Below are 25,998 nucleotides of genomic sequence, written 5' to 3' on the forward strand. Positions count from 1 at the left end.
AAACATCCCTATCGAGCCGACATGCAGATAATGAAAAGGCTTACCTCAGAAATGAACAAGTTGACCCTTCCTTCGTGCGTTTGCCGCTCGCTTCGAAGCGATCGGCGAGACGCATCCGGGAATGGACGCATCATCGCCAGAAACCAGCTACGATGCCAAACTTGTGCGAAGATGAAGACCCGCCAAACGGTATCAGCTAAAAAGAACCCGCGAGCTCTGCTGATGGCTGTTGAGCAGGGAGAGCAACTGTACCGAGAGCGACTGCTGTGTCTGATAGGCGGCCAGCTTGGTGGATTCTTCTTCCATGTCCGCATCAACCAAGCGACCAACGCCCTTGTCGAGTACATCCTGAAGAGATTTGACAAAACCGGTCTGCTGATCGACACGGGAAGAGACCGTGCCAAGATTGCTCGCCAGCTGGTTGAGCTTGTCAGTCAGATGGCCAATGACGACAATCATATCGTCCAGCTCGCTCGAACTGGTGGCATCGGATACTGCAATCTGCGTGCCGGTCGTCGCAACGGTCGAATCCACATCAAGCAGGTAATAGTTGCGGGGTGTCGAAGTTCCATCGGAATTCAATGTGTTGGCGTCGATCGAAGCAGTCAGAAGCCCGCGATTGGCATTCGCGGAATCGATCAGCGTCGTATCCGCGGTTTCGACCGAGACATAGCTGAGCGATACCGCACCCGAAACACTGCGCTGAAAAGCAGTCGGGATCGACTTCGATGCACCGAGCACCTCATCGGAATTGTAGAGCCAATTGTCACCGGAGAACGTCGCCGCCTGAAGCACGGAACTGAGGTTTTCCTTGAGCGAGCCAATGCGGGCATTCAATGCATCTCTATCTGTCCCCTCCTCGTAGGCGGTAACCAGCTGACTGGTTATTTCATCCAGAATGCTGATGGAGGAGGTCACGGCCCCATAGGCGGTATCGAGCTTCGACGCACCGAGATTGAGCGCGTCTCCGATACTGCCGAGAACACTCTGGTCAGATGTCATGTTGGTGGCCGCCGACCAGTAACCGGCATTATCTGCGGCAGAAGCAACCTCCAGACCAGATGCTGTCCGCTTCTGGGTTTCCTCGAGATTATCGCTCGCGAAAAGAAGGGTCTGCAGCGCGCTCTGCACGTAACCAACCGTCATGATTTTTGACATATTCTAACCACCTATGTTCGGAATCAGGACATGCCGGTTACGTAATCCGGCTGTGACGCATCGACTTCATGCTGCCTGCCATCTGGCAAGCGCGTCACTTCAAGTTTTCTGGCATGGCGTTCCAGCCAGCACGCGAAGGTTAATGAAAACCTACGATTCGGACAAGACGCAAACAACCTTGCGCCAGCATAACGCCCCTGAGACCTGTCGATCGGCAGCCGGCCGAAGCCGTTGATTTTGCTTAATACGGATCGAGCCGCGTCTTTGAAACGCGGCCCGAAATCTATTGTCAGCTTCGAAAATCTTCGAGCCCTTAGCCCTGGAAGAGCGAGAGGATATTCTGCGAGGAGGAGTTGGCAATCGACAGCGACTGGATCGCAAGCTGCTGCTGCGTCTGGAGTGCCGAGAGCTTTGCCGATTCCTCTTCCATGTCTGCATCGACCAGTCGGCTTACGCCTGTTTCGATTGCATCCGACAGGGTGGCCGCATAGTCGTCCTGCAGGTCGATGCGGGTAATCAGCGCGCCGAGGGCGGCGCCCGAATCCGTCAGGCTGGAGAGAGCGGCTTCTACCTGATCGAGGAAGACCTGGATATCGCCGGTGGTGGACGAGCTTGTCAAAGCGATGCTCATCACGCTGCCAAGAATTCCTTCTTCGCCGACACCGGCATTGATGGTGCCGAACATCGCGTAGGAGGCAACCTTGAATTCGGCGGTCGTAACCTTCACCGTACCATCGGAGTTGCGGATGAAGCCATCGACGACAACCGTGTTGGAAGCATCATCCGCAGCGACCATCCAGTTCTCGCCGGAGAATGAGGCGGCTTGAGCAATCGCGCTCAGCTGTTCCTGCAGCTTCTCAACTTCAAGGTTGATCTGGTCTTTATCTGTAGATTCTTCCGTCGCGGTTACAAGCTTCGCCTTGATCTCGTCGACGACATCGATGGCGCTTTCCATCGCGGCATAAGCTGTATCCACCTTGGCGGCGCCGACGCCGAGAGCGTCCTTGGCAGCGTTGATCGCCTTGTTGTCGGAATTCATGGTCGTGGAAATCGACCAGTAGGCGACGTTATCGGCAGCCTCGCTCACGCGGAAGCCGGAAGAGACGCGATCCTGGGTGTCGGCAAGGCTGCTGCCAATAGCGCGAAGCGTCTGCAGTGCCGACATCGCGGAAGTGTTTGTCAAAATGCTCGTCATCTCAAATTGCCCCTTGGCTCTCGGTTGGGAGGGACATTCCGGCGTGGACCGGTAAACGCGATCAGCTTCATGCCTGGCCGGAGGACGTTGCGCGTTCGCTGCTGTCCGGCCCGCTGTTTCAATGACGAGGAGAAAAACCGATCACGGTTAATAGAAGGTTAACGATCGTCCGGTGCCGTTAACACGAATGAACAAAACAATAACAGCCATTGATTGTGCAAAGACAAAATTAACGAATAAAAACAAGACGTAAAAAAGGGCCGCACCATGGTGCGACCCTGATTTCCGAAACCGGATTTTTTTTAGCTGCGGAACAGCGTCATGATGTTCTGCGAAGAAGAGTTGGCGATCGACAGCGACTGGACGGCGAGCTGCTGCTGCGTCTGGAGAGCCGAAAGCTTGGCTGATTCTTCTTCCATGTCTGCATCGACGAGGCGGCTTACGCCCGATTCGATAGCGTCGGAGAGGCTGGAAGCGAAGTCGTCCTGCAGGTCGATACGGGTGGTCAGCGCGCCGAGAGCTGCGCCGGCATCCGTCAGGCTCGACAGAGCAGTTTCAACCGTGGTCATGAAGCCGTCGATGTCGCCCTGGGTCGAAGCCGAGGTCAGAGCAATGGTCATGACTGCGCCGAGAATACCGCCGCTGCCGACGTCGCTGGCCAGGGTCTCGAACATTGCATAGCTTTCGAGATTGAAGCTTGCAGTGGTGATTTTGACCGAGCTGTTATCTTCGCGGATGAAGCCGTCAACAACCTTGGCTTCCGTCGTGGTGTTGGAACCGGAAATCTGCCAGTTTTCGCCCGAGAAGGATGCGGCCTGAGCAACTGCGGTGAGCTGCTGCTGCAGCTTCTCGACTTCCAGGTTGATCTGTTCCTTGTCGGTCGAGCTTTCGGAAGCGGTAACCAGCTTGGCCTTGATCTCGTTGACGATGTCGATGGCGCTTTCGGTTGCAGCGTAAGCGGTGTCGACCTTGGCAGCGCCGACGCCGAGTGCGTCCTGAGCAGCGTTAAGTGCCTTGTTGTCGGAATTCATGGTCGTGGAGATCGACCAGTAGGCAACGTTGTCGGATGCTTCGCCAACGCGATAACCAGACGAAACGCGATTCTGCGTGTCGGCGAGATCGCTATTGATGTTCCGCAGCGTTGCGAGAGCGGACATGGCGGAGGTGTTGGTCAGAATGCTGGTCATAAAAGTTGCCCCTTTGGCACTGTGATTTGAAGGGACATTCCGGATTTCGCCGGGAACGACAGTCAGCGTCATGCTTGCCGGAAACCGTTAATTTCGGCCCGTCGTTTTGATGAGCCGAGTAGACACTGTTAAGGTTAACAATTTCCCAACGCCAAAAGAAAAAATCTCTATGAATTCATTTACTTCCCGTTAATTTTTAAGCATTTACTTCCTGTTAATATCTGCGGTTTTCCAGTGCATTCCCGCCGGAATTCAAGGCTTCAAAACGAAAAGGGCCGCACCTTGAAGGTGCGGCCCCAATTCAGATTGCTGCCAGTGATTACTGGAACAGACGCAGGATGTTCTGGCCCGAAGAGTTTGCGATCGACAGGGACTGAACAGCGAGCTGCTGCTGGGTCTGGAGTGCCGAAAGCTTGGCCGATTCTTCTTCCATGTCGGCGTCGATGAGGCGGCTGACGCCCGAGTCGATTGCGTCCGAAATCTTGGAAGCGAATTCGTCCTGCAGGGTGATACGGCTCGTCAGTGCGCCGAGGGCGGCGCCGGCATCCGTCAGACCTGCCAGTGCGGTTTCGACGGTGTCCATGAAGCCGTCGATGACGCCCTGCGTGGAAGCCGAGGTCAGAGCGATAGTCATGACAGCGCCGAGAATGCCACCGCTGCCGACGTCGCTTGAAAGCGTCGAGAACATTGCATAGCTCTCGAGGTTGAAGCTGGCCGTGGTGATCTTGACCGAGCCGCTGTCTTCGCGGACGAAGCCGTCGACAACCTTGGCTTCAGTCGATGTGTTGGAACCGGAAATCTGCCAGTTTTCGCCGTTGAACGATGCAGCCTTGCCGATTGCAGTCAGCTGTTCCTGAAGCTTTTCGACTTCCAGGTTGATCTGGTCCTTGTCGGAAGAGCTTTCGGAAGCGGTAACCAGCTTGGCCTTGATTTCGTTAACGACGTCGATTGCGCTTTCCGTAGCAGCGTAAGCAGTGTCGACCTTGGCAGCGCCAACGCCGAGTGCGTCGGAAGCAGCGCCGAGAGCCTTGTTGTCCGACTTCATCGTGGTCGCGATGGACCAGTAGGAAACGCCATCAGCAGCGGAGTTTACGCGCTCGCCGGTCGAGACGCTGTTCTGCGTCTTCTGCAGATCCTTGTTGATGTTACGGAGAGTTTCGAGAGCCGAAGTAGCGCCGGCATTGAAGTTGATGCTAGACATGAAGTGTCCCCTAAAGACTGAAAACAAACGGTGAGGACATGCCGGGGTTTAATCGGCTGCGACGGTCCGACATCATGCCACTCGGTTCCGTTTAATCGTTTAGGACACCAACCCGTCGCAGGATCAAATTAGCCAGCCAAGAGTTGCCACAGTCTTAATTTTGGGGGTGAGTCGCCGCTGATGCTGAGACGTAGTAAACAAACGGTTAACGCATCACGAATAACGTTAAACATAATTCGACCGGTTGTTTTTCGCGCCGCCGGTCAACGCACACCGGTTTCAAGCAAGCTTCGACGGATAGCAAAGTCGGATGGATTTCTTGCGTTGCCCGCCAACCGGATTCTGCGATCGACAGGCAGACTTGGCACGGCAATGAAAATACGGAGCAGATGTTGACCGAGATCAGCTACAAAGCCGCGTCCCAGCATTTCCGCAGCGGCGACTACACTTCGTCACTCGTTACGATCAACAAGCTGCTCGACGTTCAGAAAGACGCTCGTACATATATGCTGCTTGCCCGGACGCTGAAGCAACTGAAGCACAAGGCGGAAGCCGCTCAGGCTTTCCAGCTCGCAGCCGAGCTTGGAGGCCAACACTCCGAAGACAATCTGATCGACGCCATCAGGCTGTATTTCGAGTTGGGCGAGAAGGAAAAGGCTTTGGCTTTGGCCAACCGGATCCTGCCAAAACTGACCCGCGATCCTGAGTTGGCTTTCATCGTGGCATCGCTTCTGGTCGAGCGCGGTCAGGCCCGCATCGCCCGCGTGTTCAAGACGGTGCTTATTCGGAGCAAAGAACTGCCGCATATGCTGCTAGGCGCCCGGATCTCGCTGAACACTTGGGATCTGTTCGATCCTTCCGACATCGAGACCGCCCGTGTGCTGTTGAGCCGGATTCCCACCAGCCATCCAGTGCGGCTAATGTATCTCACCTTCAGCCGCGAGCACAGCAAGTATGACGCAGTAGAGCGTCACCAGCCGATCATCGACGCGGCTATCGCTTCGGGTGAGACAGATTTCGTCAAGATGGACGGAACGTTCTTCAACCTCCACTGGACCGGTGACGAGCACCTGAACCAGCTTGCTCGCAGCAACACGCCGAAATTCTCTCCGGAGATGACCGCACTCCGCCATCAGATGCCCCACACATGGGGAGACAAGATCCGTATCGGCTATCTGTCCTCCGACCTCTTCGACAAGCACGCGACGATGAAGCTGATCCGCCGTGTGTTCGAATTGCACGACCGGGATCGCTTCGACGTAACGCTGTTCTGCCACTCCGATCCAAAGATGCTCGCGAGCAACGAGGCCAACCGCGAAGAATGGGGCAATCTGGTCACCGTTCGGGATATGAGCGACGAGGAAATCCTGGCCGAGATCAAATCCCGCAATATCGACATCCTCGTCGATCTGAAAGGCCATACGATCGGTACCCGCAATACCGTCTTCAACATGCAGGCAGCACCCATCCAGGTCGCCTGGCTGGGCTTCCCGGGCTCCACCGTCAACGTCGATCTCGATTATGCCATCGGTGACAAATTCGTGCTGCCGGACAGTTCGAAGCCGCACTATTACGAGAAGTTCTGCCGGCTGCCGGAAACCTATCAGCCGAACGATCCAATTCACAGGCCGCTTGCCAAGCCAATGACGCGCAAGGAAGTGGGACTTCCCGAAGACGCATTCATCTATGCGTCATTCAACTCGAACCGCAAGATTACGCCGCAAATGCTGGATCTGTGGGCGGCGATCGTGAAGTCCACTCCCAACGGCGTTCTGTGGATCATGACCAACAACGCCGAAGGCCGGATCAACATCCAGAAGAAGCTTGTTGCCAGTGGTGTACCCGCCAAGCGCATCCTCTTCATGACCAAGATGCATTTCGAGCACCACCTCAATCGTATCCCGCTTGCGGATCTCGGGCTCGATACCTACCCCGTCAACGGCCATACGACGACATCGGAGCAGCTTTGGGCTGGCCTGCCGGTCCTGACCTACAAGGGTACCAACTTCGCCTCGCGCGTCAGCGAAAGCCTGCTTCACGCGATCGATCTGCCTGAACTGATTGCGGAGAACAAGGACGACTATCTACGCAAGGCAGTCGAGTTCGGAAACAATCCCGAGCTCATCAAGCCGCTGAGACAGCGTCTGGAAGACAATCGTCTCAAGAGCCCGCTATTCGACGCCGAGCGCTTCTGCCGGCATCTCGAAACGGCTTACGAAATGATGGCCGATCGCGCCAGACAAGGCCTGAAGCCCGATCACATCGATGTCGCGTCCCTGCCGACACGCACCGAGCCTTTCATGGAAAAGCTTGACTGACGATCCCCGCCAGGCAGAAGCCTGGCCGGACGCGCATTGAGCGCTGCGTCCGACAAAATCCAAGCATGATGCTGCCCAGATGTGCACCAGCCCCGACAACCATTCGTCCGGAGCCGAGCATCATTGCCGAGATGCGTGTGAGGCGCATCATGACAACCCGGTACCAAATCTGATCGAAACTGGCGACCGAAATCCGGCGCGATAAACTGCGCCACCATGGTCAGACGAAATCTGGAATGTCGAATTTCCTTTTAAATTCAATACTCCATTTTTGCGCAAGCCTCATGCACTAACTTTATGACCGAGCGATCCTCTGACGTTCAGGGATCTCGTGACGGCCCGAATACAATGTTAACCATAAAAACTGGCTAGACGGCTCATTATGAAAACATGCCCCTACTCCATCGAACGCGAAGAAATCCTTGCCAAGGCCATTGGCCCTCTGGCGGCCGAACTGAGGTTGCTCGATGCAGCCGACCTCATTTCGCTTCTTCATTTCGAGTATCACAGCAGCATCGCTGATCTGGTCGATTCTGCTGCCGAACTCTATTTCCATCCGGGAACCGTGCGCTTCGGTGTCGGCGGGGACTATGCGATGGATTGGTCGGCCTACCCGTCGATCACGCTCGACCTGGAGATCAATCCCCCGGGCATCACGATCTACAGCCGACTGAAGCTGGAAGCAGACAAAGCCAGCATCTCGATCAATTACATCAACTTCCATAGCCCGTCTGCCGATCCGAAGGAGAACACCTCCATTCTGGCAGACAGCCTCAAGAAGGTGACCTTCCATAACACCAAGACGCGGGCAGCCCTGGAACTGAGCAGCCAAGCCCATCATTAAGACAAGCGCTGCCCCTTCCGGCGACCGCTGGAAGGGCCTTTGCGTCATTCACCCGTTGCCGCGCCCCGTGTGCGGCAATTTGCGTTTATGGCGCCTCCGCCTTTTCGACAGACCTTTCCCTGTGCAGCCCTCATATCTCGCCGTTATACGAGCTCAAGTGGCATAGACGACAAATCGCATCCGTGACCGGTCAAACCCGATCCCAGGCCGGCCAGGCACGAGCGCCAGTGCGCTATAAAGCACACTGGCATGTAGAGACGAAAAATTGGGCGTGCTGTGCCGCAGGGCTGAACGCGGACGACTTCGTGCAATCCGGATGAAGCGGTGCGGAGACAGTCTCGTTGCCGAGACCGAGAGCTTTCCAACATTCAAAAATGATAGACAAATAGCTCTATCCGGCAGGCTTGCCGGGCGGAGTTAACGCACGATTTCAATATTTCAGGAGAACGATCGGACCAAGGAGCCAACAAGAAGGTTCCAGCCGTCGATAAGGACGAAAAACAGGATCTTGAACGGCAGAGAGATCGAGGTCGGCGGAAGCATCATCATGCCCATGGCCATGGTGATCGTGGCGACCACCATATCGATGACGAGAAACGGCAGAACGATGAGGAAGCCGATCTCGAAGCCGCGGCGAATCTCCGACAGCATGAATGCCGGAACGAGCACGCGGTAATAGGGCCTGTCGTTCTCGGAGGTCTGCTGCCCGCGTTCGGTGGCCAGATCGACGAACAGGGCCAGATCCTTCGGACGGGTATTCGCCATCATGAAGGTGCGGAACGGTTCCGCCGTTCGCTCGACCGCCTGGGCTTCCGTCACCTGGCTCTGCAGCATCGGCTGAATGCCGTCGCGCCAGGATTGCTCAAGCGTCGGCGACATGACGTAGAACGTCATGAACATCGCCATGCTGGTGAGAATCATGTTCGACGGCGTAGTGGCAAGCCCCATGCCCGTTCTCAAGATAGAAAAGGCAATGATGAAGCGCGGGAAGCTCGTCACCATGATCAGGATGCCCGGCGCAACGGACAGGACCGTCAGCAAACCGAAGGTGCGAACAATCCAGGCTGCTGCCGAACCATCAACTGGGACGTTGATCAGATCCTGCAACTGCTGCGCATGCGCCAGACCGGGCGCCAAAGCCAATACGGCAACGAAAATCGCGAGACGAATCATTCGACAACAAAAGTCCTAATCAGGACCTTTGTTACACGCCCCTGGGAGCGCAAGCTAGCAATCTCCTCGAGATCGCCCTTCAAATATGTGAATCCACGCGGCCCCTGCAGTTGTTGCAGCGACAAGGTTCGCAGATAGGCAACGATATTCTGATTGACCGTTTCGGCCAGTGCCGGATCGGGCGGACCATCGAAAACCAGCCCCACCTGCAGGCGAATGAGGTTTTCGGCCGGATAGCCGATATTGGTCAGGATCGGCGTCAGTTCTAGGAGATTGGATACAGCTGGTGCAGTCTTTTCGCCCTCACCACTCTTTTCTCCCTCGGCTGCATGCGTGCTTGCCGCTGCTTCGGCCGGCTTCGGGGCCGGCGCAATCAGCTTGCCGGTCAGCCAGCCGCCACCGCCGCCCACCAAAGACAACAGCACCACAGCGCCAACCATCGGAATGAGCGTGTTTTTCTTCGGGACGGTTTCGTCCTCAGCCGTGATAGCCATTTGGTTTCACTCCTTGGCAAAATGCCAGCATACCTCAGATCGGCGAGAACAGATCCATGAGCTGCTGGCCGACGGGCGGCTGTTGAATTTCGCTCACGCGGCCACGGCCGCCATAGGAGATGCGTGCTTCGGCGATCTTTTCATAAGAAATTTCGTTCTCTGAATCGACATCCTGCGGCCTGACGATACCGGCAACGTTGAGGATACGGATCTCGTTGTTGACGCGTACTTCCTGCGAACCGCTGATCAGCAGATTACCATTTTCAAGAACGCCGGTCACGACTGCCGCAACGAGCAGATTCAACTGCTCGGACCGGGTGGTAGACCCCTTGCCGTCCGAATTGGATTCGCCGTTGAAACCGAAAGAGGAATCGGTGCTGGGCTTCCATCCAAAGATGGTCGCATCGGCCTTCCAGGCCGTGGTGCGGTCGTTGCTCTTTTCGAGCTTCGTCTGATTATCGAAATCCGCCTTGTCGTTGATCTTGATCGTGACAGTCATAATGTCACCGATATTGAGCGCGCGCGCATCCTTGAACAGGGCGGCCTGACTGTCGCTCCAGATCGAGTAGCCGTTGTTCATGTTGTGCGGACGCTTCGGATAGGAGGCGAGCTGCGGGGCCTGGCTGAACTGCAACCCGCTGCCGATCGGGCTCATCGACGGCGCATTGCCGACCTCCCTGATCGTCTGGGGCGTTTGTGAGCATCCTGAAAGAAGCGCGACGGTCGCGAGGAGTGCGGGTGCGAGTTTGGTCATGACGGATCTTTCGACGTGTTGGGATCCGCTGCACTGGCGATGATGGAGGCGACGGCCGCAGCCTTCTTGGCATCCATTTCACTCAATATCAGGCCGGATTGGCGGGGCGGAAGCCGCATGACAATAGCGGCGGCAAGCCCTGCCTGCATTTCTGCCAACTGCGGGGCGGCAGTGTCTGGCTTCATGGTCTTGAAGATATCGACGAGGCCGTTTTCGGCCTGCTTCATGAATTCGTTGCGCCGGCCGATCCAGTCTTCATATTCGGCCTTGCGGGTTTCCATGACGGCGATGCGGTCGTTGACCTCGCCCTGAAGTTTCTCAAGGTCCTGCTTCTGCAAAGCATAACGGCGATCACGCGCAGCGTCGGCAATGTTGCCGCAGAATTGCTGAACCTCGTTCTCGCTCGTCAGGCCGGACGTGTCGCGGACCTGTTCCTGGGCGTCGGCCGAGGGCAAGGCAACAAGCAACCCGAGGAGAGCCAGCACCGGAAGAGCCACCGAGGAACGCTCCCAAGGCCGTAACCGAGACGGTGATGAAGTATCTGGGCCAATCATTGCAGTACCAGCTCCGCTTGCAGTGCACCTGCAGACTTGATCCCCTGGAGGATCGCGATAATCCCATCAGGCTTGACGCCGATGCTGTTGAGCCCTGCAACCAGCGACCGCAGATCCGGACCTTCGAGGACCGCAACCGGGCCACCTGTCTTCTCAGCCGTGATATCCGTCTGCGGCTGGACGTAGGTCTCGCCGCGCGAGAAAGGCAGCGGCTGGATGACCTGCGGCGTCTCAGTGACCTGAACCGTCAATGTTCCGTAGCTGACCGCGACTTTCGATATACGAACATCGGCACCGATGACGATGGTTCCGGTGCGTTCATTGATGACCACCTTGGCAGGCGTATCGGTTTCGACGGCAAGGTTCTCGATGCGCGCCATCAGACGGGCCAGATCCTCCTGCGGAGGCTTCTGTACCGAAACGACCTGAGAATCACGGGCTTCGGCAATCGGCATGCGATAGGTGCTGGTGGAGAAGGAATTGATCACGTCCGCGACACGGATCGCGGTGGAGAAATCCGGATTTCGCAGCTGCAGGACGAGCGCCCCGGAATCCTTGAAGCGCGACGGCAGTTCGCGTTCGATAATGGCACCGCCGGGGATGCGGCCTGCGGTGGTTATGCCTTCGGTGAGCTGGGTCGCGGCACCCGTGGCCGAGAAGCCGGAAACGACGACGGCGCCCTGCGCGACGGCATAGATCTGACCGTCGGCACCGGTGAGCGACGTCATGACCAGTGTTCCGCCGCGTAGCGATGTCGCGTCGCCGAGAGAGCTAACGGTCACGTCGATACGGCTACCGGGGCTGGTGAAGGGCGGCAGGTTCGTCGTGACCATGACGGCCGCAACGTTCTTGGCGGCCGACTGGCCGCCCTGCGTCGAAATGCCGAGGTTCTGGAGCATTGCGCGCATTGACTGATCGGTAAACGGCGATGCCCGCAGGCCGTCGCCTGTGCCTTGCAAGCCGACCACGAGACCATATCCGATGAGCTGGTTATCACGTCCCGCCTGGAGTGAGACCACGTCCTTGATACGCGCATTCGATGCCGCCTCGACGACAGACGCCGCAGCAAAAAGCGCCAGCACGCTGGCGACGATTGTTGTTAGCAGTCTAGCGATCATTTCTGGACAACCTCGACATTTCCGTCAGGCCTGACCGTGCCGGTGACGGTAACCCCGCTCTCAGTGTTACGGACGCGAATCGAATCTCCGGCCATGGCGTCCTGCAGAGCAGATCCGGAGGCGGAAATCGTCAGCCCACCAACGTTGAACATGATGCGGATCGCCTTGCCTCGCTCGACTGTGAAAGGCTCTCGCAACGAAGCAGCGGGGATGGTTCTTCCCGCTACCAGTGTGCGCTTTGCCACCTTGCCGATGACATCAGTGACGCTTGACGTGTAACCACCGGCCAGGTTCGGATTGGTCACTTCGACCTCCATCACCTGGCTTGAGGAAATGATATCGCCGGGGAAGATCGTCGATGTGGGAACGACGGCGTAAAGAGGCTGGGCAACCGCGACCTGCGATCCGGCACCAGCGATGAACAGCAGCGACAGGGTAACCCCGCCGATAGCCGACCGAAGTGCATTTCCACTAGGAAACATCATGTTTGCCCGCCTCTTAATCCGTTATTTCAGGTTCTTACTGACGATCTGAGCCATTTCATCCGCTGTCGTGATGACCTTGGAATTCATTTCGTAAGCGCGCTGCGCCGAGATCAGGTCGGTGATTTCCTTGACCGAATCGACGTTGGAGCTTTCGAGGTAACCCTGCTTCAGGTAGCCGTAACCGGTATCCGCCGGTGATGCGACGACCGCATCGCCCGAAGCTTCGGTGACCGAGAAAAGATTGTCGCCCAGCGGGCGCAGACCTGCATCGTTGGCAAACAGCGCCAGCTGGAGCTGACCGACCTGCGTCATGTTATCCTGTTCGCCGATACGGACCGAAACCGTGCCGTCCTGGGCAATGGTGACTTCGGTGGCGTCCTGCGGGATGGTGATCGCGGGAATGACGCCGTGGCCATCGATCGTCACCAGACGTCCGTTGGCATCCTTGTTGAATGCACCGGCGCGCGTATAAAGCGTCGTGCCGTCCGAACCTTCGATCTGGAACCAGCCATTGCCGACAATTGCGGCATCAAGCGTGTTGCTGGTCTGGGAAATCTCACCCTGTTCGAACAGCTTGCGGACAGCCGACGTCTGCACGCCGAGACCGATATTGGCACCTTCCGGCACAACCGACTGGTTGGCACGGTTGGCGACGCCTGCGGCGCGCTCGGTCTGATAGAGAAGGTCGGTAAACTCCGCCCGGCCGCGCTTGAACGCGGTCGTGTTGATGTTGGCGATGTTGTTGGCGATGACTTCGAGGTTCGTCTGCTGGGCATTCATACCCGTTGCAGCAATGGCGAGTGCTCTCATAGACTTGAAACCTCTTTATCCTAGATCTGCATTTTGGAAATTTCGAGGTAGGCCGAAACGACCTTGTCTCGCAGTGCGACCGCTGTCTGGAGCGTGCGGTTGGCTTCCATAACGGCATCGACAACTTCGCGTGTGTCGGCCTTGCCCTGGATGCCGGCAAACGACATCGTCTCACCCTGCTTCACGCTATCGAGTGCGCCCTTTGCGGCATCGGCGAGAAAGCTGCCGAAAGACGGCCCGGCAACACCGGTTGCGGCCGTACCGACTGCGGCGCCCAGCATGTTTGACAGGCTGCTGCCGGTGGATACCGTCTGGTCGAGACCAGTGGATTTCGTCAGACCACCGATGCTTGAAATGCTATCGATCATAATTAACCTTTCAACAAATCGATTGTCGACGAGATCAGATCCCGCGTCTGCTTGATGCTCTGCAGGTTCGCCTCGTAGCTGCGATTGGCTTCGCGTAGGTCAGCCATTTCGATCAGCACATTGACGTTCGGATACTTGACCATGCCCTTGCTATCGGCAGCGGGATGGTCCGGGTCGTATTCTTCGGTGAAATCACCCTGATCGGTGCCGATCTTCTTGACATCCACCATGTTGATGCCGCTGGCGCGATCCATCTCGTTGCCGAAGGTAATGATCTTGCGGCGATAGGGATCGGCACCCGTAGTGTCGCCGGTCGTGCGTGCGTTTGCGATGTTTTCGGAAACGACACGAAGGCGGGTGGACTGGGCTTCCATTCCACTGCCTGCAATCTTCAGCGAAGCGATCAGTGCGTCCATCTTATTTACCCAATGCCGTCAGCATCATTCTGTTGATGTTCTGAACGAGCAGCGTGTTCAGTTCGAACTGACGCTTGATCTCGCCCATCTTGGACATTTCCGTCGCCAGTGCGACTGTATTGCCGGATTCCTGAACACCGATCTCCTGATTGAGCTTCGTGTCCTTGAGTTCAACCCGACCATTGCCGGCAATGTCCGCGGTCATGTGCGCCGAATTGGTCCTTGCCATTTCCATCGATCCGAGGCCGCTTGCAGACTTCAGTTCGGCATCGAAAGGCGTCAGGTCCTTGGAGGCGTATTTCGGCGTGTTCGCATTGGCGATGTTCGTCGTGGTTACCTGCTGTCGAACGGACAGCCATTCCGCTTGCCGAGACGCAAGCTCGAACAACTGAATCGGCTGCATGGTCATGGTTGTTCTCCATCTTGTTGCCTTGGACGCTAGAGGGACAATCTTGCGCGGGACTTGCGGTAGGAGCCGCCTGAAAGTTTCCAGCCGCTGCAGGCATTTTCCATTCGCCAAGCCAAACAGGTTCGCGCAAGCCCTGGCTCTTAACTGTCGGTCGAAATCGCCAGAGCTCTCCCGCGCGGGGGCATGCGCCGTATCCCGTAATTCAGGAGACACCCATGCAATCCGGTATCTATGTCGGCATTTCCTCGCAGATCGCCCTCGAGCGTCGCCTCACCACGATCTCCGACAACATCGCCAACATGAACACCGTCGGCTTTCGCTCGACCGAGGTGAAGTTCGATCAGATCCTCAGCCAGACCCAGAACGAGAACAACACCAAGATCGCCTTCGTGTCCCAGGGCAACGACTATCTGTCGATGCGCAACGGCGAACTCGAGCAGACCGGTAACTCGCTGGATTTTGCCGTCAAGGGCGATGCATGGTTTGCCGTTCAGACACCGCAGGGCCAGGTGCTCACGCGTGACGGACGGTTTTCGATGTCGCTTACCGGGGAACTGATCTCAACGAAGGGCTATCCGGTTCTCGATGGCGGCGGTGCCCCGATACAGCTCGATCCAAGAGCCCCTACGCCAAAGGTCGGCCAGGACGGACGCATCATGCAGGGTGAACGGACCGTCGGGCAGATCGGTGTATTTACAGTGGACATCGACAAGGGTTTCTACCGCGCCGACAATAGCGGCATCATCCCCACCGACGCGCCGCAGGCGGTTGTCGATACCATGGGCATCGGCGTCATGCAGGGCTTCCTCGAGCAGTCCAACGTCAATGCCATCGGTGAAATGACCCAGCTCATCCAGGTGAACCGCGCGTTCGAAAGCATCTCCTCGCTGATGAGCACGAGTGAAGACAATTTCTCGTCTGCCATGAGAACGCTGGGCGGTAGCCAGTAGGAAACATACCGATGACGACAACGGCCCAACCCGATTTCCAGCCGGTCGAGATGCCCCATCTGGACCGTCTATCCGACATGGCCGCGCATTATGCAAACCCTTCGAGCGTTCTCTCCTGGGGCGGAAGGGTGAGGATGATCGCGGCCGGATATTATACCGTCAGCGGCCTTTCCAGACATGTCCGCCTTGGCGAATTCGTCTCGCATCAAAGCGCGACGGGTACGCATATGGGCGAAGTCGTGCGTGTCGAACCCGATCTTATCTACGTCTGCCCGATCGAGCCGGGCGCACCGATCGGCGTCGATGATCTAGTCTTGCGCGCAGGCGAATTCCGCCTGGCTCCAAGCGACAGCTGGTGCGGCAGAACGATCAACTCACTCTGCAAGCCGATCGACGGCAAGGGGCCGTTGCGCGAAGGTGCCATAAAGCGTTCGATCAACACCCTGCCGCCGCCATCCATGACCCGCAGGCGCGTCGATACTTCGTTCCGCACCGGGGTGAAGGCGATCGATATCTTCGCTCCCATCTGTTACGGCCAGCGTCTCGGCATTTTTGCCGGATCCGGCGTCGGTAAATCAACGCTTCTTTCGATGCTTGCCAAGGCCGACGCCTTCGACCGGGTGGTGATAACGCTGGTCGGCGAACGCGGCCGCGAAGTGCGCGAATTCATCGAGGACACGCTGGGCGACAATGTCGCCAAGGCGGTAATCGTCGTCACGACGAGCGACGAAAGCCCGATGCTGCGCAAGATGGCGCCGCTGGTCGGCATGACGATCGCGGAACATTTTCGTGATCAGGGACAGAACGTGCTGTTCATTGCCGACAGCGTGACGCGGTTTGCCCATGCGATCCGCGAGGTTGCGATCGCCGCCGGCGAGCCGCCGGTCGCGCGCGGTTATCCGGCATCCGTCTTCACCGAGCTACCGCGCCTCTTGGAGCGTGCCGGCCCCGGCATCGAGGGCAGCGGCACGATCACGGCAATCATCTCCATTCTCGTCGACGGCGACAATCACAACGATCCGATCGCCGACTCGACCCGCGGTATCCTTGATGGCCATATCGTGCTCGATCGCGCGCTGGCCGACGAAGGCCGGTACCCGCCGGTCAATCCGCTCTCCTCGATCTCGCGTCTCGCCCGCAAGGCATGGACGACAGACCAGGAACGGCTCGTCTCCCGATTGAAGGGCCTGATCAGCGTTTACGAGGAGACCAAGGATCTGAGGCTTATCGGCGGTTACAGGCCAGGCGCGGATCCCGATCTCGACATGGCCGTCAAGCAGGTCCCGATCATCTACGACGTGCTCAAGCAGTCGCCTGGCGATGCGGCCGTCATCGACGCCTATACCGAACTCGCCAATGCCCTGAAGGCATCTCTCAGCAATACCAATCGCCCCATGCCGGCAGGAAAGAGGTGAGCATGATAAGCAGGCTCTTCGGTGGAACAACACCCGGCAGGAAGCAGAATTCTGCGGCAGCAGCTACGGTGACCAAGCCGATCGATCGCTGGCTCGTCGCCACGCTCGTCGGCTTCTCCATGCTGTGCGCCGCCTTTCCCTGGTACGTGTTCTTCAATCAGGACAAGTTCGGGGTCAACGTGGCCGGCTGGGAGCGGCTTCGAGACGTCAGACACGCACGTCCGGCGGGCGAATCCGGTATCGGCGCATTGCGCGATCCGCAACAGGACGAAGTCGAACGCGCCCTGCTACGCGAAATGGAGACCGACCGGCTGACGACCGCTGCGATACCGTCGGCCCCATCCGGAAACGGATCGGATGCAGGCGGTTTCGAAGACCAGGCATTCCCCGGCGGCACTGAATTCAAACTGCTTCATGTCGCCAACGGCCGTGCCCTGATCGAAAATGGCAGCGGGATTTTCCTCGTTCAGATCGGCTCGAAGCTTCCGGACAGCTCGCGTCTGGCAGGCTTGCGGCAACGCAACGGCAAGTGGGAAATCGTCACATCGGCAGGCAAGGTTTACGGCGAATAGGTAACTGGGGACCTCCCCGGTGACTTTCATGGCCATTCGGTCGCATTGCCAAGGGAGACAACAACAGTCTCACGCAAGGCAGCTGCCTTATCGGTATAGTCCAGGACAAGCGTTGGATACGAGCTTACAATGAATCTTATTATCGGATTTGTCATCACGGTCGGCTGTATCATTGGCGGCTACATGGCCATGGGCGGCTACGTCGCTCTCCTCATGCAACCGTTCGAACTGGTCGTCATCGGCGGCGCCGGCGTCGGCAGCTTCATCATGGCAAACCCGATGAAGGTGTTGAAAGATTCCGGCAAGGCGATCGGCGAAATTTTCCGAAATGCGGTCCCCAAGGAAAAAGCCTATCTGGAAGTCCTCGGCGTGCTTTATTCGCTGATGCGCGACCTGAGAACCAAGTCACGCAACGAGATCGAAGCACATATCGACAATCCGGCGGAATCGCCGATCTTCCAGTCGGCGCCGACCGTCCTGAAGGATACCGAACTTACCTCCTTCATCTGCGACTACGTGCGCCTCATCATCATCGGCAACGCCCGTTCCCACGAGATCGAAGCGCTGATGGACGAAGAGATCGAGACGATCCTTCATGACCGTATGAAGCCGTATCATTCCATCCAGTCGATGGGTGACGCGTTCCCCGCGCTCGGCATCATTGCTGCGGTTCTCGGCGTCATCAAGGCAATGAGCCACATCAACGAATCTCCCGAGGTTCTTGGCGGCCTGATCGGCGCCGCACTCGTCGGCACCATGCTCGGCATCTTCCTCTCCTACTGCCTCTGCAACCCGATCGTCTCGCAGATCAAGGTCGTGCGTACCAAGCAGCACCGGCTCTACATCATCGTCAAGCAGACCCTGCTTGCCTACATGAACGGCTCGGTACCGCAGGTGGCGCTTGAATACGGCCGCAAGACGATCTCCTCGTCCGACCGTCCGTCGATCGATTCGGTCGAACAGGAAATGATGAAGCCCGGCGGCGATACGAAGGCGGCGTGACAACAATGAGCAACCCCAACCAAGCTTCGCAAGCACGGCCCGCAATGGAGCGGGCCCTCCTCGCCCGCCTGACGGGCTCGCTCGGCGACCAGAAGACCCTGGAGCGCCTCGCCCAGGACTTCGGTGCTCTCTATCAAGGTTTTCTGCCGGACGTTCTGCAGAGCGAACTCGGGCTCTCTGTCGAAGTAACCTTCGACGGATACAAATCCGGCCTGATGAGCGAACTGGTTGGAAAGCTGGGCGATAATGTCGTGCTGGCCGATGCGACATTGCGCAATTGGTGCCCGAAATTCGTCATCGCCTGCGGCAACGCCTTCGTCATCACGCTTATGGAAAACATGCTCGGCGCGACGCCGGATTCGATTTTCCAGCCGCCGCGTCGGGCTCTGTCACAGATCGAGCTGGATCTCTCGACGGTGATTTTCGACAAGATAGCCCAGGTACTGCGCTCGGGTGTGAATGCCCCCGGCGGCTTCGAGACGGCGCTTGAGAAGCCCTACAATGCCGATGCCAGATCGACGCTGGAAGAGGAAGAGGCCGATCCTTTCGCCATGTCCATCCGCGTGGAGCTGAAGCTTGGCAAGGTTGCATCCGAATTCTTCCTCGTCATTCCGCAGAAGTATCTCTTGAAGACGGTGATAACCCTTCCAAAGTCCAAAGGCGACTTTTCCCGCGAGCAGGACGCCTGGGCCGAACATATGTCCGATCAGGTCCGCCGTTCGCGGGTGACGCTGGAAGCAAAAATCCCGCTCGAGTCTCTGACGCTCGAGACGATCTCCAAACTGGTCGCAGGCGATGTGATCGCGTTTCGCGACAAGGAGGAGATCATTGTCGATGTCAGCGCCAACGGCCGCGAAATGTACAATTGCGAGTTCGGCAGGAGCGGCGAAAACTACACTGTTCGCGTCAAGGACAACGTGAGCAACGAAAACGACATTTTGAAACATTTGCTCGGCTAGAGCGAAGGACCTCTGGTCCTTGCGGCGACAGACCAGTAGTCGATTGATTTAGAACGGGAATGCTACTTTCATGGCGACAAAGAAAACAGCTTCGACGGACGAAAACGGACTGCCCCCCTCAGACTCGGATTTCGATTTCGACAATGCGGTCAACGAACTCCGTGGCGTGATGAAACACGATGCCGAGGGCACGGCGCCCGCGGCTGACGACAGTTTCGGCTTCGACTTTCCAGCCGGTGGCGAAACAAGCCCGGAACTGCCCGTATTCGGCGATGCCGCGGGCAGCAGTGATTTTGGCGCAAGCGACGATTTCGGAGCAAGCAGCGATTTCGGCTTCTCCCAATCCGAAACGAAGCAAAGCGCTGGCTCGGGGCTGAACAGCAACCTCGACCTGATCATGGATATCCCCATCGATGTGCATGTCGTGCTCGGTACGAGTCGCATTTCGGTCTCGAATCTGATGAACCTTCAGGAAGGCGCCGTTGTGGCGCTCGACAAGAAGATCGGCGAACCCGTCGATATCACCGTCAACGGGCGCCGCATTGCCCGTGGTGAGATCACGGTTCTCGAAGACGACGATACCCGCTTTGGCGTGAAGCTCATTGAAGTCATGAGCTCCAGGACCTCCTGATCCTGCAGGCCAAAGCAAAGAGGAAAAGACCATGATGGACTTTGAAGACTTCGGCGGGGCATTGACAGACAAACCTCTTTCCCAGGCGGAAAAGGCAGCCGCGGTGCTGCTCGCCATGGGAAAGAATGTCGCCGGAAAGCTGCTCAAATTTTTCACCCAGGCGGAACTGCAGGCGATCATCGCCGCAGCGCAGACCTTGCGCACAATCCCGCCGAATGAACTTGCGCAACTCGTCAACGAGTTCGAGGATCTGTTCACCGAAGGTGCAGGTCTGATGGACAACGCCAAGGTCATCGAAAGCATCCTCGAGGCAGGTCTCACCCCGGAAGAGGTCGATAGCCTGCTTGGCCGCCGCATGGCCTTCCAGTCTTACGAAGAATCCATCTGGGACCGGCTGCAGGAAGCCGATCCGGATTTCATCGCGACGTTCCTCACACGCGAACATCCGCAGACGGTGGCCTACATCCTTTCGATGCTGCCGTCCGTTTTTGGTGCCAAGGTGCTGCTGAAACTGCCAGACGGCCAGCGCGCCGACATCATGAACCGTACGGTGAACCTCAAGAACGTCAACCCGAAGGCCGCCCAGATCATCGAGAACAAGGTCGTGGACCTGATCACCGAGATCGAGCGCGAGAAGAACTCCGTCGGCCCGATGAAGGTCGCGGAACTGATGAACGAACTGACCAAGCCCGACGTCGATACGCTGCTCAACTCGCTCGAGGAGATCAGCCAGGATGCCGTTGCCAAGGTTCGTCCGAAGATCTTCCTCTTCGAAGACATTCTCCTCATGCCGCAGCGCAGCCGCGTGCTGCTATTGAACGACATCTCCGGCGAAGTTCTGACCATGGCGCTGAGAACCTCTTCCTCACAGCTGCGTGAAAGCGTCCTGTCTTCGATCAGCCCGCGTTCTCGCCGCATGATCGAATCGGACCTGCAGGTCGAGATGCCCGGCACAAATCCGCGCGAAATCGCGATTGCGCGCCGCGCCATCGCACAGGAAGCACTGCGTCTCGCCGGTTCGGGCCAGATCATCCTCAAGGATCCCGAAGCTCAGGCTGAGGGTGCTGCCGCCTAAAGCAGGCTCGGCAAAGAGTTCCGCGCGCCAGATTCGGCGCGCGGCGCCGTAGCGGACGCTGTTGATAACCACGATACCGGCGGACCTCGCGATTGCCCCTATCCAATCCCGTGAATAATGTCTGATGGCAGCTTGTGCATCGGCCCCGAAAGCCGGGACGGTTTTCAGGTCTATGCGCGGTTTTTAGGTTTCTACAGCTAGCCTGTAGCTCACGTGGACTGCTCCAGGGCCGTCAGGAAGGCGCTCGTGTCCGACGATCAGGACAAGGACAGTAAAACAGAAGACCCGACCGAGAAAAAGATCCGGGACGCGATGGCGGAGGGCAATATTCCCTCCTCACGCGAAGTCCCGATCTTCGCGTCTTCCCTCGCCTTTTACATCTACCTGGTTTTCTTTCTGCCGGACGGCGCGGCCAGGATGGCGGAAACACTGCGCGATCTGCTTGAACAGCCCGACCAGTGGCGTCTTCAGACAGCCAACGATCTCGTCTCGCTGTTCGTCCGTCTGATGTGGGATGCCAGCGCCATGTTGCTGCCGGTGGCCGTTCTATTCATCATATTCGGACTGGGGTCCAATTTCGCCCAGCATATGCCCGAGTTCGTTTTGAAGCGGATCACCCCGCAATTCGACCGGATCTCCCCCGTGAAAGGATGGAAGCGTCTCTTCAGCGTTGCAGGACTGGTCGAATTCGGCAAGTCGATGTTCAAGATCATCGTCGTTTCGATTGTGATGGTCCTTGTTCTGAGAGCGGACTATTTCCGCTCGCTCGATGCGCTCTTTTCCGATCCACAGGTCATGCTGGTCGAGATGATGGTCATCATGAAGAAGATCATGATCGTGATCCTCTTCGCCACTGGCATTCTCGCAGTCGTCGACTACATGTGGACGCGGCATCATTGGTATTCGAACATGCGAATGACCAAGCAGGAAGTGAAGGACGAATTCAAGCAGTCGCAGGGCGACCCGATCATCAAAGCTCGTATCCGCTCGATCGGCCGCGACCGCGCAAGACGACGGATGATGACCAACGTTCCTCGTGCCACGCTCGTCATCACAAACCCTACCCATTATGCGGTGGCACTGCGCTACGCCCAGGGCGAAAGCGAAGCGCCGATGGTCGTTGCGAAAGGCCAGGATCTCGTCGCTCTCAAGATCCGCGAGGTTGCGCAACAGCACAATATTCCGATCTTCGAGGACGCGCCGCTGGCGCGCTCGATGTTCGCACAGGTGACAGTCGATGGGGTCATCCCCCCGCCTTTCTACAAGGCGGTGGCCGAACTCATCCATCGCGTCTATGCATCGAGAGCAAAACGCGGTCCACGAAGATAACGACTGGAAATGATCAGGTGATGTAACCGAGCCTGATCGCCTTGGCGATTGCCTGGATCCTGTTGACGGAATCGAGCTTGATCGTCGCAGAACCGAGATAGGCGTTCACAGTGTGAACGGACAGACCCAGCTTTTCGGCAATCTCTTCGCTGATGCGACCATCGCCGGCCAGCTGCAGGCAGGTAATTTCACGCTCGCTCAATGATTCCGCCGGTACGCTGCGCCGCTCGTCCAGCGCCAGCAGGTCCATCATGATCTGGCAGCTTTCGACATGCAGATCGATCACCACATCAGCCGTCAGAGACAGCTGGTCTGAGAAGAACGCCACGTAACCGTTGCCGAGCGCGCCCAGACGCACCGGAAAAACGACGCCGGAAAAGGGTAAGGCGACAGTTTCCAACCGCCGGACAAGCGGGGAAAATTCGCCCGCATCGACCATGCTGCCGGATCGGGCACCACTCCATACCAGCGGAAGCAGCGACATTTCCACGTGATCGAGCAACGTCTCTTCGAATTCGCCGAGAAGCTGGGCGCTGACTTCGGCCCCGCCCGAGCCCCAATTCTCGAGCTCGCATACCAGCTTTCGCTTGTTGGGAAGACCGGCGCCGGTAATGCGGAAAACAGAAAAATTACGAGCCTTCAGGCTCTTCTGCATGGCGACAAGTTTCGGAAATATATCCGATCGGCTCGATCCACGTTGCAAGCGAATGTATTGAACGCTTCCCGGTCCGTCCGCTGCACCGCCTCGTGAATACCCCATCCCGTTGCCGCCCTATACCAGATTGTTGCGAACCGCGTAGGCGATCGCCTCGGAGCGGGTCTTGGTGGCCGTCTTGCGCATCACGCTGGTAATGTAGTTGTTGATCGTATTGCGCGAGATGCCGAGGATCACCGCGATTTCGTCGCTGGTTTTTCCTTCCGCGATCCAGAAAAGACATTCGAGTTCTCGTTCGGTCAGCTCGAAATCCCGTTCGGTGCGCGATTCCACGCTCTCAACGAAGCTCGCGCCGTAGGCGGCTAGAAGCCCGACTTCCCTCAACTGTTCCTGGGAAAGAATGACGCCTTCCACAAACAACAGCATCAGCGAAAAACGTGTCCGACCAACGGAGAAGGTCAATGCGCAATATTGCCGGCTCAATTTGTCCGGCAGGACGACATCTTCGGGCAAAAGCGCGAAGTTCGGCGTCAGAACCGAGAAGCACTTTTCCAGTTCCGTGGACCGTGCATAACCGCTGGCCAGTTCCGACCCGAGACGGCGGACGAGATCGAAGGGCCAGTTCGAGGTGACGATGAAGTCGAGCCCCTGTTCCTGGATCAAGTCGTAGCGAGCCAGGAAAAAATTCGAGGCGCCGACATGATCTGCCAGCAATCGCATGATCACCTGCAGATTTTCCGAGCCGGTCAGAGCGGAAAGGCGACGGACCAACTGTTCGCGAGACATGATTCGAGTATCATCTATCTCCGAGGGAGAGCGGCCTTGCACCGAGACATCCTTGCCCGATAACTCCATTCGTTATCTGCTCCTGCTGCGTCGATTGAGACCTCGCCTGAAGAAGCCTGTCCGAGTTTCTGCGTTACCGACACCTGCTGCAACCCTGCTGAGGGGCTCTGAAACCGCCGACGAATCATCGCTAGTTTAAGAGAAGCCCACATAATAGCCATCGTGCATCGTCCGAATTTCCCCAGATGCTGCGCGAGTGTCACATCGTGTGTTAAAGTGACGCAGCCGAATTTGTTCCAATTTACGCAAAGATGGGCCGGATTTGCATCCGACCCACTGCCTCATATTTTTGTGATTCCGCGTTATGCGGCTTTTTCGAAAGCCCACTTGCGAAGGATCTTCGCGGCGCGCTCTTCGGAAATCTCGACCATGCGAGAAAGACGCTTTTCGGGACCTTCCTTGACGCGGCGGTTGAAACCCTCGCCTTCGTCGTCGCCCATGAGGTCGTTGCTGCCATCGAAGCCGAAGTCCGCGCCGAAACCGTCCATGAGGGCGGGGCTGCCGCCGGCCGGAGAGAAATCGGGCAGCTCTAGTCCGGCGCCTTCGCCGATGGTTTCGCCCGATGCACTGGTACCAGCGACCGTGCGGATCAGAGGACGCAGGCCGAGCCAGATGACCAGGAAGGCGACTGCGAGGAAGGCAAGCGAGTTGATGATACCGCCGACGTTGCGGGTCAGGACTTCCGTGACACTCGGGCCACTTGCCGCTTCGTCAAGCAACTGCGTCTCGAGGAAGTCCATCGCTGTCAGGGTTACAACGTCACCGCGATCCGCGCTTATGCCGGCAGCAGAGCTGACGATCTTCTGCATCTCGGCGAGGTAGGCGTCGATCTTGGCCTGGTCCGCGGGTTCGCCAACCATCTGGGCGATCCGGCCCTTGTTGACGACAACGGCAATCGAGACCTTTTCGATCAGATAGCTGTTGCGGGTCGTGGCGATGGTCTTCTGGTTGATCTCGTAGTTGGTCTGTTCTTCGCGCTTGTCGGACTTGTCGGAGGACTTCGGACCGTTGTTGCCACCCTGATCAGGTGCTGCCTGAGGCACGTTCTGCTCGACGGTCGCCGCGTTGTCGTCGGCCGCCTGCTGCGACTGCGAGTTTTCCTTCGTCGCGCGGACGGAACGTTCTACGCGGGAGTTCGGATCGTAAACCGTCTCCTGAGTCTGCTGGCTATCGGTGTTCAGGGCAGCCGTGACGCTGGAGCGGAAGTTGTCCATGCCGAGGAACGGTGCCAGAGCCTTGTCGATATTGGTCTCGATTTCAGACTGGACCGACTGGACAATGTTCAGCGAACGGCTGAGCTGGTTGTTGCCACCATCGTCGCCTGAAGCAAGCAGCTGGCCGGTTGAATCGAGAATCGTCACGTCTTCGACATCAAGACCCGGAACGGCCGAAGCGACGAGGTGACGGATTGAAGACGCGGCCTTGCGGCCGGTCGACGATCCCGCGCGGATCATCACGGAGGCCGTCGGCTTCTGTTGCGCGCGCCGGAAGTTTCCGACATCGGGCATGACGATGTGGACGCGGGCTGCGGAGACGCCGCTGATCGACTGGATCGACCGGGATATTTCGCCCTCGAGCGCGCGAACCCGTGTCACTTCCTGCATGAAGGAGGTGAGGCCGAGCGAGCCGACATTGTCGAAAAGTTCGTAACCGGCGTTGGAGCTGTTCGGCAGTCCCTTTTCCGCAAGCAGCAAACGCGCCTTGCTGGTGCTGCCGACCGGAACCTGAATGCTTTTTCCGTCAGAACCGACATCAAAAGGCAGGTTCGCTTCGGCAAGTGCCATGCTGACCTGATTGAGATCGCTAGACTCAAGGTTCACGTAGAGCGTCTCGAAGGCAGGCTTATTAACAAACATCGCTGCGGCGATGACAATAGCGATCGAAATCACACCTGCAGCAGCTAAAGCAATAAGTTTTGTCTGACCGAGAGATGCCAGATTTCTAGAAATTTGTGAAAATTGAGCCAACAGATTCATTCTGTTCCCACATCGCCGAACACGGTTATAGAGCTACTGCCCGAGCGCACCCTATGAGGCGAAGCTTGTGCGAGCATTTCGGCGATATGGAATGTGGCAATGGA

At 57.6% G+C, this 25,998-nt stretch carries 27 protein-coding genes; 10 read left to right on the plus strand and 17 right to left on the minus strand.

Annotated elements, in window-relative coordinates; all coding sequences use genetic code 11:
* Positions 1-192: 192 nt before the first annotated feature.
* The 4 genes from FHP24_RS07660 to FHP24_RS07675 all read right to left on the minus strand — a co-directional run bounded on the left by FHP24_RS07660 (position 193) and on the right by FHP24_RS07675 (position 4,741).
* On the minus strand, positions 193-1,158 hold the full coding sequence (locus FHP24_RS07660; protein ID WP_139675127.1) for a flagellin N-terminal helical domain-containing protein: 966 nt from the start codon (positions 1,156-1,158) through the stop codon (positions 193-195).
* A gap of 313 nt (positions 1,159-1,471) precedes the next feature.
* Entirely contained in the window at positions 1,472-2,353 is an 882-nt protein-coding gene (locus FHP24_RS07665) for a flagellin N-terminal helical domain-containing protein (protein ID WP_139675130.1), read from the minus strand.
* Positions 2,354-2,655: 302 nt separating this feature from the next.
* The gene (locus FHP24_RS07670; protein ID WP_139675133.1) at positions 2,656-3,540 is read right to left on the minus strand and encodes a flagellin N-terminal helical domain-containing protein; all 885 of its coding nucleotides are present in this window, start codon (positions 3,538-3,540) and stop codon (positions 2,656-2,658) included.
* A 319-nt stretch (positions 3,541-3,859) separates the two neighbouring features.
* The gene (locus FHP24_RS07675; protein WP_139675136.1) at positions 3,860-4,741 is read right to left on the minus strand and encodes a flagellin N-terminal helical domain-containing protein; all 882 of its coding nucleotides are present in this window, start codon (positions 4,739-4,741) and stop codon (positions 3,860-3,862) included.
* Between the two features lie 389 nt (positions 4,742-5,130).
* On the opposite strand from FHP24_RS07675, the gene FHP24_RS07680 reads away from it, so the two are divergent.
* Both FHP24_RS07680 and FHP24_RS07685 read left to right on the plus strand, forming a co-directional pair.
* Complete coding sequence (locus FHP24_RS07680; RefSeq protein WP_139675139.1) at positions 5,131-7,059, plus strand: O-linked N-acetylglucosamine transferase, SPINDLY family protein; 1,929 nt, start codon at positions 5,131-5,133, stop codon at positions 7,057-7,059.
* 382 nt (positions 7,060-7,441) lie between these two features.
* Entirely contained in the window at positions 7,442-7,903 is a 462-nt protein-coding gene (locus tag FHP24_RS07685) for a hypothetical protein (protein WP_246091627.1), read from the plus strand.
* Positions 7,904-8,341: 438 nt separating this feature from the next.
* Here the strand turns inward: FHP24_RS07685 and fliP are convergent, their stop codons facing one another.
* The 10 genes from fliP to flgB are packed head-to-tail and all read right to left on the minus strand — an operon-like array spanning position 8,342 to position 14,478.
* Positions 8,342-9,076, minus strand: coding sequence for a flagellar type III secretion system pore protein FliP (fliP, locus tag FHP24_RS07690; protein ID WP_139675142.1), 735 nt, complete (start codon positions 9,074-9,076; stop codon positions 8,342-8,344).
* On the minus strand, positions 9,073-9,570 hold the full coding sequence (locus FHP24_RS07695; protein WP_139675145.1) for a flagellar basal body-associated FliL family protein: 498 nt from the start codon (positions 9,568-9,570) through the stop codon (positions 9,073-9,075). Before FHP24_RS07695 ends, fliP begins: the two co-directional genes overlap by 4 nt.
* Positions 9,571-9,604: 34 nt before the next feature.
* Positions 9,605-10,324, minus strand: a complete 720-nt coding sequence (gene flgH, locus FHP24_RS07700; RefSeq protein WP_139675148.1) for a flagellar basal body L-ring protein FlgH — start codon at positions 10,322-10,324, stop codon at positions 9,605-9,607.
* A complete protein-coding gene (locus FHP24_RS07705; RefSeq protein ID WP_246091628.1) occupies positions 10,321-10,878 on the minus strand; it encodes a MotE family protein in 558 nt (185 codons plus the stop codon). Before FHP24_RS07705 ends, flgH begins: the two co-directional genes overlap by 4 nt.
* The gene (locus FHP24_RS07710; RefSeq protein ID WP_139675154.1) at positions 10,875-11,996 is read right to left on the minus strand and encodes a flagellar basal body P-ring protein FlgI; all 1,122 of its coding nucleotides are present in this window, start codon (positions 11,994-11,996) and stop codon (positions 10,875-10,877) included. Before FHP24_RS07710 ends, FHP24_RS07705 begins: the two co-directional genes overlap by 4 nt.
* Complete coding sequence (gene flgA, locus FHP24_RS07715) at positions 11,993-12,481, minus strand: flagellar basal body P-ring formation chaperone FlgA (protein ID WP_139675157.1); 489 nt, start codon at positions 12,479-12,481, stop codon at positions 11,993-11,995. The genes FHP24_RS07710 and flgA overlap by 4 nt, the downstream gene beginning before the upstream one ends.
* Before the next feature lie 21 nt (positions 12,482-12,502).
* Positions 12,503-13,291 (minus strand): flagellar basal-body rod protein FlgG, encoded by a 789-nt coding sequence (flgG, locus tag FHP24_RS07720; RefSeq protein WP_139675160.1) that lies wholly within the window; start codon positions 13,289-13,291, stop codon positions 12,503-12,505.
* A 20-nt stretch (positions 13,292-13,311) separates the two neighbouring features.
* A complete protein-coding gene (locus tag FHP24_RS07725) occupies positions 13,312-13,659 on the minus strand; it encodes a flagellar hook-basal body complex protein FliE (protein WP_139675163.1) in 348 nt (115 codons plus the stop codon).
* A 2-nt stretch (positions 13,660-13,661) separates the two neighbouring features.
* On the minus strand, positions 13,662-14,075 hold the full coding sequence (flgC, locus tag FHP24_RS07730; protein ID WP_139675166.1) for a flagellar basal body rod protein FlgC: 414 nt from the start codon (positions 14,073-14,075) through the stop codon (positions 13,662-13,664).
* Position 14,076: 1 nt separating this feature from the next.
* Positions 14,077-14,478, minus strand: a complete 402-nt coding sequence (flgB, locus tag FHP24_RS07735) for a flagellar basal body rod protein FlgB (RefSeq protein ID WP_139676183.1) — start codon at positions 14,476-14,478, stop codon at positions 14,077-14,079.
* Positions 14,479-14,699: 221 nt separating this feature from the next.
* Here flgB and flgF point away from each other — a divergent pair, with 221 nt between their 5' ends.
* The 8 genes from flgF to flhB all read left to right on the plus strand — a co-directional run bounded on the left by flgF (position 14,700) and on the right by flhB (position 22,417).
* Positions 14,700-15,434 (plus strand): flagellar basal-body rod protein FlgF, encoded by a 735-nt coding sequence (gene flgF / locus FHP24_RS07740; RefSeq protein ID WP_139675169.1) that lies wholly within the window; start codon positions 14,700-14,702, stop codon positions 15,432-15,434.
* A 77-nt stretch (positions 15,435-15,511) separates the two neighbouring features.
* Positions 15,512-16,849 (plus strand): flagellar protein export ATPase FliI, encoded by a 1,338-nt coding sequence (gene fliI / locus FHP24_RS07745; protein WP_394344611.1) that lies wholly within the window; start codon positions 15,512-15,514, stop codon positions 16,847-16,849.
* Between the two features lie 2 nt (positions 16,850-16,851).
* Positions 16,852-17,421, plus strand: coding sequence for a hypothetical protein (locus FHP24_RS07750; protein WP_139675177.1), 570 nt, complete (start codon positions 16,852-16,854; stop codon positions 17,419-17,421).
* 129 nt (positions 17,422-17,550) lie between these two features.
* Complete coding sequence (gene motA / locus FHP24_RS07755) at positions 17,551-18,423, plus strand: flagellar motor stator protein MotA (protein ID WP_139675179.1); 873 nt, start codon at positions 17,551-17,553, stop codon at positions 18,421-18,423.
* Positions 18,424-18,428: 5 nt separating this feature from the next.
* Positions 18,429-19,382, plus strand: a complete 954-nt coding sequence (locus FHP24_RS07760; RefSeq protein ID WP_139675182.1) for a FliM/FliN family flagellar motor switch protein — start codon at positions 18,429-18,431, stop codon at positions 19,380-19,382.
* Between the two features lie 70 nt (positions 19,383-19,452).
* Positions 19,453-20,013, plus strand: coding sequence for a flagellar motor switch protein FliN (gene fliN / locus FHP24_RS07765; protein ID WP_139675186.1), 561 nt, complete (start codon positions 19,453-19,455; stop codon positions 20,011-20,013).
* Positions 20,014-20,044: 31 nt separating this feature from the next.
* Entirely contained in the window at positions 20,045-21,088 is a 1,044-nt protein-coding gene (gene fliG, locus FHP24_RS07770) for a flagellar motor switch protein FliG (protein WP_139675189.1), read from the plus strand.
* A gap of 246 nt (positions 21,089-21,334) precedes the next feature.
* Entirely contained in the window at positions 21,335-22,417 is a 1,083-nt protein-coding gene (gene flhB, locus FHP24_RS07775) for a flagellar biosynthesis protein FlhB (RefSeq protein ID WP_139675192.1), read from the plus strand.
* 13 nt (positions 22,418-22,430) lie between these two features.
* On the opposite strand, the gene visR is transcribed toward flhB, so the two are convergent.
* The 3 genes from visR to fliF form a co-directional block, all read right to left on the minus strand.
* Positions 22,431-23,177: a transcriptional regulator VisR gene (visR, locus tag FHP24_RS07780; protein ID WP_139675195.1), complete on the minus strand. Its 747-nt coding sequence runs from the start codon at positions 23,175-23,177 to the stop codon at positions 22,431-22,433.
* A gap of 12 nt (positions 23,178-23,189) precedes the next feature.
* The gene (gene visN, locus FHP24_RS07785) at positions 23,190-23,927 is read right to left on the minus strand and encodes a transcriptional regulator VisN (RefSeq protein WP_139675198.1); all 738 of its coding nucleotides are present in this window, start codon (positions 23,925-23,927) and stop codon (positions 23,190-23,192) included.
* A 293-nt stretch (positions 23,928-24,220) separates the two neighbouring features.
* Positions 24,221-25,894: a flagellar basal-body MS-ring/collar protein FliF gene (gene fliF, locus FHP24_RS07790; protein ID WP_139675200.1), complete on the minus strand. Its 1,674-nt coding sequence runs from the start codon at positions 25,892-25,894 to the stop codon at positions 24,221-24,223.
* Positions 25,895-25,998: the final 104 nt, after the last annotated feature.

Origin of the sequence: Aliirhizobium smilacinae (genome assembly GCF_006335145.1) — a bacterium.
In the GTDB taxonomy this organism is placed as follows: domain Bacteria; phylum Pseudomonadota; class Alphaproteobacteria; order Rhizobiales; family Rhizobiaceae; genus Neorhizobium; species Neorhizobium smilacinae.